This is a genomic window from Aliiglaciecola sp. 3_MG-2023 (assembly GCF_030548205.1).
GTDB lineage: Bacteria > Pseudomonadota > Gammaproteobacteria > Enterobacterales > Alteromonadaceae > Aliiglaciecola.
The window spans coordinates 203,054-217,109 of sequence record NZ_JAUORV010000001.1 but is presented as its reverse complement, the minus strand read 5'-3'; the positions used below and the strand labels follow the sequence as shown (position 1 = coordinate 217,109).

Sequence of the window (14,056 nt, the reverse complement as noted above, 5' to 3'; positions counted from 1 at the left end):
AATTACGTGATTGGCCAATACAATAACGTATTTAAATGACTTTTAGGTATACAATTACACATCAAAGTATCTGAGAATATTTTAATTTTGAAAGGCAGTATGTTTATTTCGAAACCTATTGCCTAACTAAGTTTAGTCGTTCATCAACTGAACGTCATATCCAGCCTTACAACATAGAAACGAGAACTGAGATGCACAAAAAAGCCATTTTAGAAGAAATGCACGTACTTCCTGAAATTAATCCACAAAAAGAAGTTGAAAGACGAGTCGCATTTATTCAGAACCAACTTACGCTTTCAGGAATGAAAACGTTGGTGTTGGGGATCAGTGGAGGGGTTGACTCTTGCACTTTGGGGCGGTTGGCCCAATTGGCTGTTGATGGATTAAATAAACAGTCTAATGGTGGATATCAGTTTGTCGCCGTTCGCTTACCATACAGTGTTCAGGCTGACGAAGAGGATGCACAAATAAGTATTGATTTTATACAGCCAAGTCATGCTGTTAGTGTGAATATTCAACCTGGTGCAGATGCAATTCATGACCAAACATGCGGTTCGTTAGCAGAAGCGTGTTTATTACCTGACGATGCCCATAAGCAAGATTTTGTGAAAGGAAACGTTAAGGCACGCTCACGTATGGTCGTTCAATATGAGATTGCTGGGATGATGGATGGTCTTGTCTTAGGTACAGATCATTCAGCAGAAAATATTACTGGATTTTACACCAAATATGGCGATGGAGCCTGTGATTTAGTTCCTTTATTTGGATTAAATAAGCGTCAAGTTAGACAAATTGCTACCCATCTCGGAGCCCCGGATAAAATCGTTAATAAAGCCCCAACAGCTGATCTAGAAACCCTGTCTCCGCAAAAGGCGGATGAGCAAGCATTGGGTATGACCTATGATCAGATTGATGACTTCCTAGAAGGTAAAGAAGTTTCACAAGACGTGGAACTTAAATTAATCGAAATATTCACTAAAACACAACATAAAAGAGTGCCTATTCCCACGCTTTATGATTGATTAAAAACAGTGCTCCTCTAAAGTGCGATACATTATCCAGCTTTTTTTCATAGAGCTGGACGATTTTTTGCTGCTTGCGTAATTGCTGATGGTATATTTTATTAACCTGATGTAAATTAAATGTAAACTAAGGGTGGCGAATTAGCGGTTAGCTAAATTGCCCATCCGATTACGCTAAAATTCCCATGCTGGTAGTAGGATCCTAAGGACGTCTGATGAAAAAAGTTGAAGCCATTATCAAACCTTTCAAAATGGAAGATGTGCGAGCAGCACTTTCTAGCATAGGGATTTCAGGTATGACCGTTACCGAAGTCAAAGGCTTTGGTCGACAAAAAGGTCACTCAGAATTATATCGTGGTGCAGAGTATCACATTGGCTTTTTACCCAAACATAAAATAGAAATTATTATTCCTGATGATATGGTCGAGCGTGCAATTGAAGTCATTATGGACAAAGCGCGTACAGGCAAAATTGGTGATGGGAAGATTTTCGTTTCTACAATCGACAGAGCGATCCGCATTCGAACAGGGGAAGAAAATGAAGAAGCGGTTTAATCTTCATAGGAAGACCGAAACTCAACCTATATGGTTGAATTTCGTCTTCTAAGTCAATGATTCGTTTTTAATGGTGATGTCCGCAACCACCTTCAGCATGGGGGTGACCATGGGCAATTTCATCTTCAGTCGCTTCTCTTACTTCTAATATTTCTACGTCAAAGTTCAGAGGCACACCAGAAAGCGGGTGGTTGCCATCAATCACCACTTCATCATCGGTTTCATCAATCACCATAACAGATTGTTCACCATTGTCGGTTGTGGCTCTAAAGGTCATGCCAACTTCAACTTCCATGCCTTCGAACATGGTTTTGGGAACCATTTGAACGAGTTCATCGTGACGCTCGCCATAGGCCAATTCAGGAGGTACGTCGAGAGCAAATTTGTCTCCTTTTTGACGTCCTTCTAAGGCATCTTCTAAGCCTTTTATGAGGTATTGACTACCTTGCATGTAAATCATAGGCTCACCATCACGTGATGAATCAATTTGGGTTCCATCTTGAGTCTTCACGGTAAAGTGCATTGTCACAATGGCATTTTCAGAAATTAGCATATAAGGGTATTCTCTATATTGTTTGGTCGGTTAAACCGATTTAATTAATCTAGGTCGTAGGGCAGAGGCTCTACTGTAAAAAGTTGCGTTGGATACTCTTTAGATCTCAATATTTGCTCATTACTTGTATCATTTGGCAAAATCGCCAACAAGCACGTACCTTGCTCTAGCGAAGCACTGCGTAATACTGTACCACCCCGTCGCCAATTATCACCCATTTTAGCCTCTAAAATGTCGCCTGCAAGTCGAGGACTGCTATCATCCGATTTTAGTATAAAAGCGGCTCTTTTGTTTTTACCTAAATACTTGGTACGGGCAACGACTTCTTGGCCCATGTAACAACCTTTTTCAAAACTGATGGCCTGAAGCGCTTGTAAATTCATCATTTGCGGTACAAATTGCTCTGATGTGGCGGCTTGAATATTTGCTAAGCCGCTCAGTATGTCGGCTGCTTCCCAATACTGCTGTGCCATGTTTGATGGGCTTAGCTGTTGATTTAATTGTTGTGCAACGGAATCTTTGGCTAGCACTAAATAACGAGTGAATGGCACATCGAAACGGATTACCTTCGCGTTTTGGTTTTCGATTATGGCTAAGTGTTCACCTGGTAGCTCGCCAAACAGTTCTTCTAATACTTGTTCTGCCTGAGCGCCACTTGCTGCAAAATATTGCCAGTCAGCTGTAATATCATTGAACTCAACTTTAGAAAATACACCGTATTTTTTAAGTTCACCTAAAGATGCTGGAATACTTTCACGATGACACAATAAATCTACCCCTTGCGCGGTTTTTATAGCATGAAAAATATTCCAGGTTTTACCTTTAAAATCACAATGACAACCAAGTTGTACCTTTTCTTTTTGCAATGAATCCATGTCATTGGTGACTTTACCTTGCAGATAACTAACTGCTTCTTCACCTTCAACGGAAATAATCCCTAGGTTGGTTAGTTCACCGTAAAAACTGTCAGGCGCTGAAAAACTAGACTGCATATTCGCTAATACCTTGTTAATCTATCTATCATGACCACTATAATGGGGTTTTGCGACTCAGATGCAAGTGTATCGTGAATTTGTCTGAGATTTTTTAGGATAATCAGAATACAATTAGCAAAAGCTGATTTCTCAAGATTTGATTGAGGGAATAGTTTTCCCATTATGTTTTAAATTTTACCTGGAGCCAGGATGTTTGATAAAAAAAGATTGTCTAGATTGAAGTGGGCGTGTCGACGAGGCATGCTCGAACTTGACGTCCTTTTTATGCCGTTTGTTGATGAAGCGTTTGACGATTTAGATGAATCTCAGCAATTGCTTTTTGAACGTTTGTTAACCTGTGATGACCCTGATTTATTTGCTTGGTTTATGGGCCATCAAGAATGTGACGATCCCGAGCTTGCGCAAATGGTCGAATATATTTTGAGTCGTGTCAAAGTATAGGATTTGCATAAACAAAAGCCGTCTAATGATTTGTCTGCAAATCACTTGGATCAGCTTCTTAATCGCCAGTTTTTGGTTGTGGAAAGAGGCGGTTATACCTGGTCAACTTTTGCTGCAATGCTTGTGTACCTTGCTGGTCGCAATGTTAGGCCTTACTTGGTTAATCAGGCTCAGTCGAACGCCGTCGGCAAACGTAATGAGCTTAACTGCTGACGGAGAAGTGAACTGGTTACAAGGAACAGAACAAGGGTGTTGGAAGCTTAGCCATAAAAGTAAAATTTGTGGGGTGTTTATCTGTTTGTTTTTTCAAAAAAACATCTTCGACAATCGATCTCGTTTTATTTGGTTAGCAAAAGACCAAGTTTCTGAGCAAGATTTTAGGCGTCTTTGCAGAGTTGTATTGAGATGCCAACAACAATCACTGGGTTGTTAAACCAGATAAATAGCAAACCAGAGCTCACGACTTCTATATTTATAAACAAATGCCCAAGGGATGTATGTTGGATTTTTTAAAAGCAGGACTGAAACGAAATCATGCCTTTGTTTTCGACTCGGCATTGTTGCCCAATTTAGACCTGAATATTCGACAAAAAATAAATAGAGTCGATGAGTCCAAAATCAAGGCATATCATAAAGTCGTCCAGTGGCAAGAAACACAAGATAGTAGAATACATCCGTGTTTTTTGCATTTGTATGCTTTTAAGCAACATATGCAGTTAATGCTCAATAAGCAGTTTCCGTTTGCTTTGCTAGGGATTGTTCACTTAAGCAATCAAATCAAAACGTTTACATCATTAGATTGTTGCAATGAGTTAGAGATTGAAAGTCGCGTTATTGGCTTTGAGCGGCATGTAAAAGGTATCAGTTTTAAAATAAAAACCACATTTTACCAAAGACAACAAATCATATGGCAATCGATAAGTGAACTTTTGGCCGTTAATAAGTCGGCCTTTGCGGGAAAATCTCGTTCAGATCCCTATCAACTAGATGTTGATCAGCAACTCGTCAATAAATGGCATTGCGAGCCCGGCATAGGCCGCCGTTATGGCAAAGTATCAGGTGATCTTAATCCCATTCACTTGAGTCAAACTAGCGCCAAGCTTTTTGGGTTTAAGTCTGCTATTGCACACGGCATGTGGAGTAAAGCAAGAAGTGTGTCTGAGTTTCAGAAACACGTTTCTGACGATTTTTTTGTAGACATTCGTTTTTTAAAGCCAGTTTTTTTACCATCTAAGGTTTGCTTATGGAAATCCCAAAACAATCCTAATGAAACCCAATTGGTACTTACGAGCGACGACAATCGAATTTGTCACTTTAGCGGACAAATGAGATTTTAATAACATGTTGAGTCAAATTTAAAACAAGGGGAGCTTGACACTCCCCCTGTTATTTCATCTCTTAGGCTGTCTAAGTATCAAGCCGCTGGGAAGGCGAACTGCGACGACCACAAAGTACTGTCACTTCAGCGCTATCCAAGGTGTCTGGGTAATCAAGGTTGTAATGCAAGCCACGGCTTTCTTTACGGCTCATAGCACAGCGCACGATGAGTTCTGCTACTGTGACTAAGTTGCGCAACTCGAGTAAATTGTTACTCACGCGGAAATTGGCATAATAGTCGTGAATCTCTTGTTGTAATAATTCGATTCTGCGCAGTGCTCGCTCCAAACGTTTATTGGTTCGGACGATGCCAACGTAATCCCACATAAATAAGCGCAGTTCATGCCAGTTATGTTGAATGACTACTTCCTCGTCAGAGTCACCCACTTGGCTTTCATCCCAAGGCGGAATGACCTGCTCGAAAGCTGGCTTATCTGCTTTTGACAATATATCTTTGGCTGCAGCATGGGCAAATACCACACATTCCAATAATGAATTACTGGCCATACGGTTAGCACCATGTAAACCTGTATAAGCAACTTCACCTATTGCATATAAATTGTCTAAATCTGTTTTAGCGTTAAAATCGGTTTTTACGCCTCCACAACTATAATGGGCTGCAGGTACCACAGGAATAGGCTGACGGGTAATATCTATTCCAAGGTAACGACATTTACGATATATATTAGGAAAATGCTTAACAATGAAATCTGCTGATTTATGACTAATGTCTAAATACATGCAGTCTTTTCCGAGACGCTTCATTTCAAAATCAATTGCTCGTGCAACAATATCCCTAGGTGCTAGGTCGCCCCTAGGGTCAAATTTGTGCATGAATTTACTGCCATCTTCATGGCATAAAAATGCCCCTTCTCCGCGCAACGCTTCGGTGATCAGAAAGTTCTTAGCTTCAGGGTGGAATAAACAGGTTGGATGAAATTGATTGAATTCCATATTTGCTACAGAGCAACCCGCACGCCACGCCATTGCAATACCATCACCACTGGAAACATCTGGATTAGAGGTATACTGATAGACTTTACTGGCTCCACCTGTCGCCAGGGCGGTAAAACGACTGCGGATAAATTCAACATGTTCTCTTTTGCGGTTCCAAACATAGGCCCCTAAACACTGATTTGGCGCAGCTTCATGGCGCACTAAATCAATAGCATTATATCCTTCGAATAGATGAATATTAGGGTTTTGCTTAACGGCTTCTTGCAAAGAGGTTTGCACAGCGTACCCGGTGGCATCAGCTGCATGTAAAATGCGACGATGACTATGACCGCCTTCTCGGGTTAAATGGAAACGAGAATTACCTTGCTCATCTTTCTCCTGATCAAAAGGGACACCATAATTTATCAACCATTCCATACAAGACTTTGCTTGTTCGGCAGTGAAGCGAACGGCTTGTTCTTCACATAGTCCTGCTCCGGCCTCAAGGGTGTCTTTAACATGTGACTCGATGGAGTCTTGCTCGTCAAATACGGCAGCTATTCCACCTTGAGCGTACCGGGTGGAACCTTCTGATAAAGTACTTTTACTTAATACGATTACGTTATATTTGTCCGCTAACTTCAATGCTAAAGAAAGACCTGCTGCGCCACTTCCAATAATCAAAACGTCACAACGATGTTCAACAGTAGAGCTCATATAGTATAATAGCCAATTGGAATGAATTTGCAGACCCTATCAGAATTGACAGCTTGTGAAAATAAGCCTTTTAATAGAAAGTTTGTATTAATTTAATTTAAATCGAACTTTTCGCAAAACGTACAGTCTATATTTGTGCTTGCGAGAGCCGTGGTAGTATTTATATTAGGAGTGATGGCTCGAATGAGCGAGCAGATAACGGATCAACAAATTGTTGAAAAAGTACAGCGAGGAGATAAAAATGCGTTTGGTTTGTTGGTTACTAAGTATCAACATAAAGTCGCGCATTTGGTATCACGCTATGTCAAAAACTCAGGTGATGTAGCTGATGTAACCCAAGAAGCATTTATTAAGGCTTATAAAGCTTTACCTAACTTTCGCGGTGACAGTGCTTTTTACACTTGGCTTTATAGAATTGCGGTTAATAGCGCAAAAAATTATTTAGTTTCGCAGGGGAGAAAGCCTCCTGCCAGCGATGTAGATGCAGAAGAAGCAGATTATTATGACGGAAGTGACGCGTTAAAGGAACAAAACTCCCCTGAACGTAGTCTGATGTCAGAAGAACTTGAAAAAGTGTTGTTTGATGCACTAGATAAACTACCTGAAGATTTACGTATGGCCATTACATTGCGTGAATTGGAAGGGTTGAGCTATGAAGACATAGCGAATGTGATGGATTGCCCAGTGGGCACCGTCCGTTCAAGAATTTTTAGAGCGCGAGAGGCGATAGATAAAGTCTTAAATCCGCTCTTACAAAGATAAATAAATGACATTTGTAAAAAAATGTTGAACAATGAAGCGTTAATTCAGGAACCTTTTATGACGCATAAGCATGAAAATTTGTCCGCATTTGTTGACGGTGAGAATCAAGACGAGAACTTTGTGTCTGATATTCTCAATGATGATGAAATGGCTGCGAAGTGGCAGCGCTATCACATTATTCGTCAATCCATGCGTAAAGAAATGCCAATAAGCGCGGATTTTGATGTAAGCGCATCTATTGCGGCTGCATTGGAGTCTGAGCCTGCTATTCTAGCGCCTAAACGCACTTGGCGTGATCTACCGGTGATTAGTAATGTGGTGCCTTTAGTTCGTTCAGGTGGGCAATTAGCTATAGCCGCATCCGTTGCCGTTGCAGTGGTGGTTGGCGTTCAACAACTGAATCAAGATGAGCAACAGGTTTTTAATCCCGCTCCAGCTTCATACCCTGGTATCCAAGGTGGATTGTCACCAGTTAGCCTTGAGCAAACACAGGTGACTCCGGCGGTAAGCGTTCGCGATCATCAACGTCGTATCAACGCGTTTATCAACGATCACATGGAGCAAGTCTTATTAAAAGATAGCCAACGCTATCTGGAAGACGAAAGTGCTTTGGTAGATGAAGTTAAATCTGAAGCTAATCAACCAGAAGTAAGCCAAGAACGTGAGAATCTTCCTGAATAAATACTCTCTGCAGCTCAATAACCTTTGGGCTGCAATACTCTTTTTTAGTTGTGTCAAACTGGCGAGTGCACAGGTTGGATTAATTCAAGATCCAAACGTTTTAATGTGGCTCGATAAAATGGCAGATGCTAAAGCCAATCTCAACTACACAGTTTCATATGTACTAACCAAACCGGGTGCAGATCCTCAGCCTTACCTTTGGCGTCATGGCGTTAATGAGGAAGGCATTGAAATGGAACAGCTCGATCAGTTAAATGGTCCTGGTCGCGAAGTGGTGCGAATGGGGGAAAAGGTCAGCTATTTTGAATCGCATCGTGCGCCTTATAGCCTTGCTTCAGGCTACATCATTGGACCTATGCCAAACGTACTCCTTACAGAACCTAAGTCTTTATTGAGTTCCTATGATTTTGTCATCATCGGTAAGAGCCGCATTTCTGGTAAAGTGGCTCAGCAAATCCGCATGATAAGCAAAGATAAAAGTCGTTATGGGTATAACCTTTGGTTAGATCAGCAGACTGGACTACCGTTAAAAATCAATGTGATGGATTTGAACGGTCAAAAAGTAGAGCAAATTCAAGTTACAGCACTAAATGTAACCGAACAGCCGGATCCATACTTCGCTAAACTACAAAGTGCGACCATGCCCGCTGTTATTCAATTGGTACCAACTAAAGACGCGGAGAAACTTTGGCAAGTTGATTACATCCCAGTAGGAATGAAGCAAGTAAAACATAGCGTGCGTCAGTTACCCGATAACGCCGGCTCACTCGAATATTTAATGTTAAGTGATGGTCTGGTAGATATTTCAATTTATATGCAACAAGCTACAGCATCTTCAGCAGAAAGTGACATAGTTGCGCGTTTTGGTTCAGATATTTACTTTTCAAGAAAGCAGGGCGCTGTGTTGGTCACAGTCATTGGTAAAATTCCAGCTAATACCGCTAATTCTATCGCCACGTCAGTGACTCGGGTGCAATAACGTGATTGAGGAAATTGGCGTCATCACGGCTGTTGATAAGGATCATATTTGGGTTGAAACCGAAATTAAATCCACTTGTGGTGGTTGTCAGGCACAAGATAACTGCGGTACCGGGGTGGTTGCTAAAGCCTTTACTCCTAAAAAAGAACAATTGATCTTAAGATGCCATCACACTGCAAAAGTGGGCCAAAAAGTTAAGCTTGGGGTAGCAGAAAGTCAACTACTGACGGCCTCAGCAATGATGTATTTATTACCACTTTTGGTTATGATAGTTACGGCTTTGAGTGGGCAATATTTGTTGCCTTTGATGGACTTGCAACATGAACTTTGGATTGTCGGTGCGGCCTTCATTACGACATTTCTTACTTTTAGATTCCTTAAAAAGTACGCTAACCAACCCCATACAAATCGATTTCAGCCTAAGCTTTTGGCTATTTTACCCGCGCAAGAAGATCCCGTTTTGGCTGATTCCAAAGGGCAGACTCAATATTAGATTCGCTACAAAAGCGGTTAAAATGAGTTAACTTGAAGCGCTGTGAAGGCAGTATTCGTTGAATTAGTGTTGTCGATAGCCGCTCTAAGGTGTTAAAAATCCCTTAATAACGAAGTATTAAAATCAATTGTCTGTGTATTCGTCAGAACATTATCGCAATGTGCATCAGAACACTGTAAAATCCCCGCCAAATTATTTTTTATTCGTTCCTGTTTATTCACTTTTGATAACAAGAGCACTAGCTGTAGGTAACAGTCTTAAACTATGCAACATAAGCACATTCGTAACTTTTCCATAATAGCCCATATTGATCATGGTAAATCGACTCTTTCAGATCGACTTATTCAACATTGTGGCGGTTTGACCCAACGTGAAATGTCTGAGCAAGTCTTGGATTCGATGGACATTGAGCGTGAGCGCGGGATTACGATAAAAGCCCAAAGTGTCACCCTAAATTATACGGCCAAAGACGGTGAAACTTATCAATTAAATTTCATCGACACGCCAGGGCATGTTGATTTTACCTACGAAGTTTCTCGTTCTTTAGCCGCCTGTGAAGGTGCGTTGTTAGTGGTAGATGCCGGACAAGGAGTGGAAGCACAAACCTTAGCAAATTGTTACACCGCCATCGATTTAGATATGGAAGTGGTTCCAGTATTGAATAAAATCGATCTGCCACAAGCCGAGCCTGACCGTGTAGCCGAAGAAATAGAAGATATTGTCGGTATCGATGCCATAGATGCAGTACGCTGTTCTGCAAAAACCGGAATTGGCATTGAAGATGTACTGGAAGTGATAGTGCGTCAAGTGCCACCTCCCGAAGGTGACCCTAATGCGCCCCTAAAAGCCCTAATTGTTGATTCTTGGTTCGATAACTACCAAGGTGTGGTTTCTTTGGTTCGAGTGATGGAAGGAACACTAAACGCGAAAGACAAAATACAAATCATGTCTAATGGGGCGGTACATCAAGCAGATAATGTGGGCATATTTACGCCTAAACAAACCCAAACCGGTATGCTAAAAAGCGGTGAGGTGGGGTATGTTATTGCAGGAATTAAAGATATCCAAGGAGCACCTGTTGGCGATACCATCACCTTAGCCAAAGAGCCTGCTGAATCGGCCCTTCCTGGATTTCAAAAAATTAAACCCCAAGTGTACGCTGGATTGTTTCCTGTCAGTTCTGATGAATATGAAGATTTCCGTGATGCATTGGCTAAACTTACCTTAAACGATGCATCTTTATTTTATGAGCCTGAGAGCTCGTCTGCCCTAGGCTTTGGATTCCGAATTGGATTCTTAGGCATGTTGCACATGGAAATCATCCAAGAACGTTTGGAACGAGAGTACGACTTAGATTTGATTACTACCGCACCTACAGTGGTATATGAAGTAGAAACCACTAAAGGTGAATTACTAAAAGTCGATAATCCATCGAAATTACCTCCTTTGAATGATATCGCAGAAATTCGCGAACCTATTGTTGAAGCGCATATTTTGGTGCCCCAAGACTATTTAGGAAACGTAATTACTCTGTGTATCGAAAAACGTGGTGTACAAACCAATATGACCTACCACGGTAAGCAGGTAGCAGTGGTTTATGAATTACCAATGGCTGAAGTGGTTATGGACTTCTTTGACCGTTTGAAATCAACCAGCCGTGGCTTTGCTTCATTGGATTATAACTTTATTAAGTTTAATGCTGCTGACATGGTGCGATTAGACATTTTAATTAATGGCGAGCGAGTCGACGCCTTAGCGGTTATCACCCATAAAGATAACGCTCAAGGTCGTGGTCGTGATTTAGTTGAAAAACTTCGGGAATTAATCCCCAGACAAATGTTCGATATTGCCATTCAGGCAGCTATCGGAAACCACGTAATTGCTAGAAGTACTATAAAACAATTGCGTAAAAACGTTATTGCCAAATGTTACGGTGGTGACGTGAGTCGTAAGAAGAAGCTCTTACAGAAGCAAAAAGAAGGTAAAAAACGTATGAAACAAGTGGGTAATGTTGAGTTACCGCAGGATGCATTTTTAGCCGTACTCAAGGTAGGAAAATAAATGGCCAATTACTTTTCATTATTGCTCGTTTTTATAACTGTTGCCTCTGGCTTGATTTGGTTGATAGATGCGAAAGTGTTTGCGCCAAAGCGTCGGCAAAAGGTGATTGCTGCTAACGGTGGGAATGCGTTACCCGAAGGCACAGAGTTGCCAATTCCTTATATTGTCGACACTGCTCAGCAAATTTTCCCAGTGATTGCGTTCGTTTTGGTGTTGCGTTCTTTTTTGTATGAACCTTTCCAGATCCCTTCAGGATCAATGATGCCCACATTGTTAGTAGGGGATTTCATTCTTGTGGAGAAGTTTTCTTATGGTTTAAAAGACCCGGTCACTCGCACTAAGTTTTTTGAAACTGGCGATCCAGAACGCGGTGATGTGGTGGTTTTTAAATATCCAGAAAACCCTAAGTTAGATTACATTAAGCGCGTAGTTGGTTTACCCGGCGATACCATTAGTTATTCTTCAAAAGACCTGTACATCAAACCTGCTTGTCCGTCGGGACAAGGCTGTCTACCGGAATACAAGGTGGAAAGAGACTTTTTAGGACAATACGCCTATCAGGGGTACCAAATTAACAAGTTAAGTGAACAATTGGGTGATGTGAATCACGAGATCCTTATTTATCCTAGAAGACTAGATGATATCAGTCGCTACTATGAACAACCTGGTACCAAAATTGGTGAGTGGGTAGTGCCAGAAGGGCACTATTTTGTGATGGGTGATAACCGTGACAACAGCGAAGATGGTCGTTTTTGGGGATTTGTTTCCGATGACCACTTAGTCGGTAAAGCGGTTGCCATTTGGATAAGTTTTGAATTTGAGCGTGTTCCTGAAGATATTTTACCCACATGGATACCTACCGGTGTGCGTTTTGAACGTGTTGGTGGCATTCAATAAATGTCGTTAAACCCATTATATAAAAAGTTATACCAGCGACTTGGTTACCAATTTTTAGATGCAGATAATCTAACCTTGGCACTTACCCATCGCAGTTATAAAAATGTTCATAATGAACGTTTGGAATACCTAGGAGATGCAGTTTTAGGGCTGGTGGTAGCTGAAGAGTTATTCAAACGGTTTCCTAAACAGCCAGAAGGCAAACTCACCAGAATGAGAGCGACTTTGGTGAAAGGGGAAACCTTAGCCGAAGTAGGTAGAGAATTTGAGTTAGGCGATGTTTTGCTACTGGGTTCAGGAGAGCTGAAAAGTGGTGGTTATCGACGTAGTTCAATACTTGCTGATGCCGTTGAAGCGATTATTGGAGCTATTTATTTAGAATCCGGATTAGATTGCTGTAAGCAGTTGATTTTGAATTGGTTTGATTCTCGCTTTAGTGACTTAGATCCCACGGCTCACCCAAAAGATAATAAAACTCAGCTTCAGGAGTTTCTGCAAGGTCGGAAGTTGCCTTTACCAGAATACGAAGTGCTTGAAGTGCTCGGCAAAGATCACGACCAAATTTTTGTGGTTACCTGTTCTGTGGAAGGTTTATCTGAAAAAATTGCGGGTCGTGGCAGTTCTCGTCGTAAAGCAGAACAACACGCTGCCCAACAGGTTTTGGAGAAGTTAAAGTGACACAGGCAAAAACACATTGTGGCATGGTTGCTATTGTTGGCCGCCCCAATGTTGGTAAATCGACGTTACTGAACAAGCTGTTAGGGCAAAAAGTCAGTATTACTTCTCGTAAACCTCAGACCACGCGTCATCGCATCATGGGAATTGATACTGAAGGCCAGCATCAAGCTATTTTTGTTGATACCCCTGGATTACATGTTGAAGAAAAACGCGCCATTAACAAGTTAATGAATCGCGCTGCTTCTAGCTCTTTGGCGGAAGTGGGACTCGTTTTGTTCTTAGTTGAAGGTACAAAATGGACTGACGATGACCAAATGGTTCTGAGTAAAATTAAACAGTCCAAATTACCCTGTTGGTTGTTGATCAATAAAAGTGACAACGTTAAAGATAAAACTCAATTGATGACACATATGCAATGGCTACAGGAACAACATGATTTCGAAAAAATCATGCCTGTCTCAGCTAAGTTAGGACGTAATGTGGATGAATTGCGAGAAATGGTGCATGAAACTTTACCGGAAAGTGAGTTTTATTTTCCTGAAGATTACATCACCGATCGGTCGAGTCGATTTATGGCTGCAGAAATCGTACGGGAAAAGCTAATGCGTTTTACCGGTGATGAACTGCCTTACTCTGTGACCGTAGAAATAGAACAGTTCTTGCTTGCCGAAAATGGTGTTTATCGTATTAATGGTTTAATTTTAGTTGAGCGTGAAACACAAAAACGCATGGTGATAGGAAAGGGCGGACAACGGCTCAAAACCATTGGCGCTGAGGCACGCAAAGATCTAGAAAACTTATTCGAGAATAAAGTATTTTTGGAATTATGGGTAAAAGTTAAATCCGGCTGGGCAGATGACGAACGAGCACTCAGAAGCTTGGGCTACGGTGATAACAATTATTAAATACC

16 protein-coding genes are annotated in these 14,056 nt (G+C 41.3%); 13 read left to right on the top strand and 3 right to left on the bottom strand.

Annotated features, from left to right (window positions below):
- The first annotated feature begins 191 nt into the window (after positions 1-191).
- Positions 192-1,022 (top strand): ammonia-dependent NAD(+) synthetase, encoded by an 831-nt coding sequence (gene nadE / locus Q4574_RS01065; RefSeq protein ID WP_303470480.1) that lies wholly within the window; start codon positions 192-194, stop codon positions 1,020-1,022.
- A gap of 215 nt (positions 1,023-1,237) precedes the next feature.
- On the top strand, positions 1,238-1,576 hold the full coding sequence (locus tag Q4574_RS01060; protein WP_303470479.1) for a P-II family nitrogen regulator: 339 nt from the start codon (positions 1,238-1,240) through the stop codon (positions 1,574-1,576).
- A 67-nt stretch (positions 1,577-1,643) separates the two neighbouring features.
- On the opposite strand, the gene Q4574_RS01055 is transcribed toward Q4574_RS01060, so the two are convergent.
- Together Q4574_RS01055 and ygfZ are read right to left on the bottom strand one after the other, a co-directional pair.
- A complete protein-coding gene (locus Q4574_RS01055) occupies positions 1,644-2,129 on the bottom strand; it encodes a peptidylprolyl isomerase (protein WP_303470475.1) in 486 nt (161 codons plus the stop codon).
- A gap of 44 nt (positions 2,130-2,173) precedes the next feature.
- Positions 2,174-3,121 (bottom strand): tRNA-modifying protein YgfZ, encoded by a 948-nt coding sequence (ygfZ, locus tag Q4574_RS01050; RefSeq protein WP_303470473.1) that lies wholly within the window; start codon positions 3,119-3,121, stop codon positions 2,174-2,176.
- Between the two features lie 192 nt (positions 3,122-3,313).
- Here ygfZ and Q4574_RS01045 point away from each other — a divergent pair, with 192 nt between their 5' ends.
- From Q4574_RS01045 to Q4574_RS01035, 3 genes are all read left to right on the top strand, one after another.
- Complete coding sequence (locus Q4574_RS01045) at positions 3,314-3,565, top strand: succinate dehydrogenase assembly factor 2 (RefSeq protein WP_303470470.1); 252 nt, start codon at positions 3,314-3,316, stop codon at positions 3,563-3,565.
- Entirely contained in the window at positions 3,552-3,998 is a 447-nt protein-coding gene (locus Q4574_RS01040) for a protein YgfX (RefSeq protein WP_368411625.1), read from the top strand. The genes Q4574_RS01045 and Q4574_RS01040 overlap by 14 nt, the downstream gene beginning before the upstream one ends.
- A 64-nt stretch (positions 3,999-4,062) precedes the next feature.
- A complete protein-coding gene (locus tag Q4574_RS01035; protein WP_303470464.1) occupies positions 4,063-4,902 on the top strand; it encodes a MaoC/PaaZ C-terminal domain-containing protein in 840 nt (279 codons plus the stop codon).
- Positions 4,903-4,972: 70 nt separating this feature from the next.
- Here the strand turns inward: Q4574_RS01035 and nadB are convergent, their stop codons facing one another.
- Complete coding sequence (gene nadB / locus Q4574_RS01030; protein WP_303470462.1) at positions 4,973-6,595, bottom strand: L-aspartate oxidase; 1,623 nt, start codon at positions 6,593-6,595, stop codon at positions 4,973-4,975.
- A 183-nt stretch (positions 6,596-6,778) separates the two neighbouring features.
- Here nadB and rpoE point away from each other — a divergent pair, with 183 nt between their 5' ends.
- The 8 genes from rpoE to era all read left to right on the top strand — a co-directional run bounded on the left by rpoE (position 6,779) and on the right by era (position 14,051).
- Entirely contained in the window at positions 6,779-7,357 is a 579-nt protein-coding gene (gene rpoE / locus Q4574_RS01025; protein ID WP_303470459.1) for an RNA polymerase sigma factor RpoE, read from the top strand.
- Positions 7,358-7,414: 57 nt separating this feature from the next.
- Positions 7,415-8,038 (top strand): sigma-E factor negative regulatory protein, encoded by a 624-nt coding sequence (locus Q4574_RS01020; RefSeq protein ID WP_303470457.1) that lies wholly within the window; start codon positions 7,415-7,417, stop codon positions 8,036-8,038.
- On the top strand, positions 8,019-9,017 hold the full coding sequence (locus Q4574_RS01015; protein WP_303470455.1) for a MucB/RseB C-terminal domain-containing protein: 999 nt from the start codon (positions 8,019-8,021) through the stop codon (positions 9,015-9,017). Before Q4574_RS01020 ends, Q4574_RS01015 begins: the two co-directional genes overlap by 20 nt.
- A 1-nt stretch (position 9,018) precedes the next feature.
- Entirely contained in the window at positions 9,019-9,510 is a 492-nt protein-coding gene (locus Q4574_RS01010) for a SoxR reducing system RseC family protein (RefSeq protein WP_303470453.1), read from the top strand.
- 264 nt (positions 9,511-9,774) lie between these two features.
- Positions 9,775-11,571: a translation elongation factor 4 gene (gene lepA / locus Q4574_RS01005; RefSeq protein WP_303470451.1), complete on the top strand. Its 1,797-nt coding sequence runs from the start codon at positions 9,775-9,777 to the stop codon at positions 11,569-11,571.
- Positions 11,572-12,468: a signal peptidase I gene (lepB, locus tag Q4574_RS01000; RefSeq protein ID WP_303470446.1), complete on the top strand. Its 897-nt coding sequence runs from the start codon at positions 11,572-11,574 to the stop codon at positions 12,466-12,468.
- A complete protein-coding gene (gene rnc / locus Q4574_RS00995) occupies positions 12,469-13,146 on the top strand; it encodes a ribonuclease III (protein ID WP_303470445.1) in 678 nt (225 codons plus the stop codon).
- On the top strand, positions 13,143-14,051 hold the full coding sequence (gene era / locus Q4574_RS00990) for a GTPase Era (RefSeq protein ID WP_303470441.1): 909 nt from the start codon (positions 13,143-13,145) through the stop codon (positions 14,049-14,051). The genes rnc and era overlap by 4 nt, the downstream gene beginning before the upstream one ends.
- Positions 14,052-14,056: the final 5 nt, after the last annotated feature.

What these genes read in the sequence shown, in the direction of transcription:
- Q4574_RS01060 (WP_303470479.1), top strand. Translation starts at nt 1,238, where the DNA reads ATGAAAAAAGTTGAAGCCATTATCAAACCTTTCAAAATGGAAGATGTG.
- nadB (WP_303470462.1), bottom strand. Translation starts at nt 6,595, where the DNA reads ATGAGCTCTACTGTTGAACATCGTTGTGACGTTTTGATTATTGGAAGT.
- Q4574_RS01035 (WP_303470464.1), top strand. Translation starts at nt 4,063, where the DNA reads ATGTTGGATTTTTTAAAAGCAGGACTGAAACGAAATCATGCCTTTGTT.
- Q4574_RS01055 (WP_303470475.1), bottom strand. Translation starts at nt 2,129, where the DNA reads ATGCTAATTTCTGAAAATGCCATTGTGACAATGCACTTTACCGTGAAG.
- ygfZ (WP_303470473.1), bottom strand. Translation starts at nt 3,121, where the DNA reads ATGCAGTCTAGTTTTTCAGCGCCTGACAGTTTTTACGGTGAACTAACC.
- rpoE (WP_303470459.1), top strand. Translation starts at nt 6,779, where the DNA reads ATGAGCGAGCAGATAACGGATCAACAAATTGTTGAAAAAGTACAGCGA.
- Q4574_RS01020 (WP_303470457.1), top strand. Translation starts at nt 7,415, where the DNA reads ATGACGCATAAGCATGAAAATTTGTCCGCATTTGTTGACGGTGAGAAT.
- nadE (WP_303470480.1), top strand. Translation starts at nt 192, where the DNA reads ATGCACAAAAAAGCCATTTTAGAAGAAATGCACGTACTTCCTGAAATT.
- lepB (WP_303470446.1), top strand. Translation starts at nt 11,572, where the DNA reads ATGGCCAATTACTTTTCATTATTGCTCGTTTTTATAACTGTTGCCTCT.
- Q4574_RS01045 (WP_303470470.1), top strand. Translation starts at nt 3,314, where the DNA reads ATGTTTGATAAAAAAAGATTGTCTAGATTGAAGTGGGCGTGTCGACGA.
- lepA (WP_303470451.1), top strand. Translation starts at nt 9,775, where the DNA reads ATGCAACATAAGCACATTCGTAACTTTTCCATAATAGCCCATATTGAT.
- rnc (WP_303470445.1), top strand. Translation starts at nt 12,469, where the DNA reads ATGTCGTTAAACCCATTATATAAAAAGTTATACCAGCGACTTGGTTAC.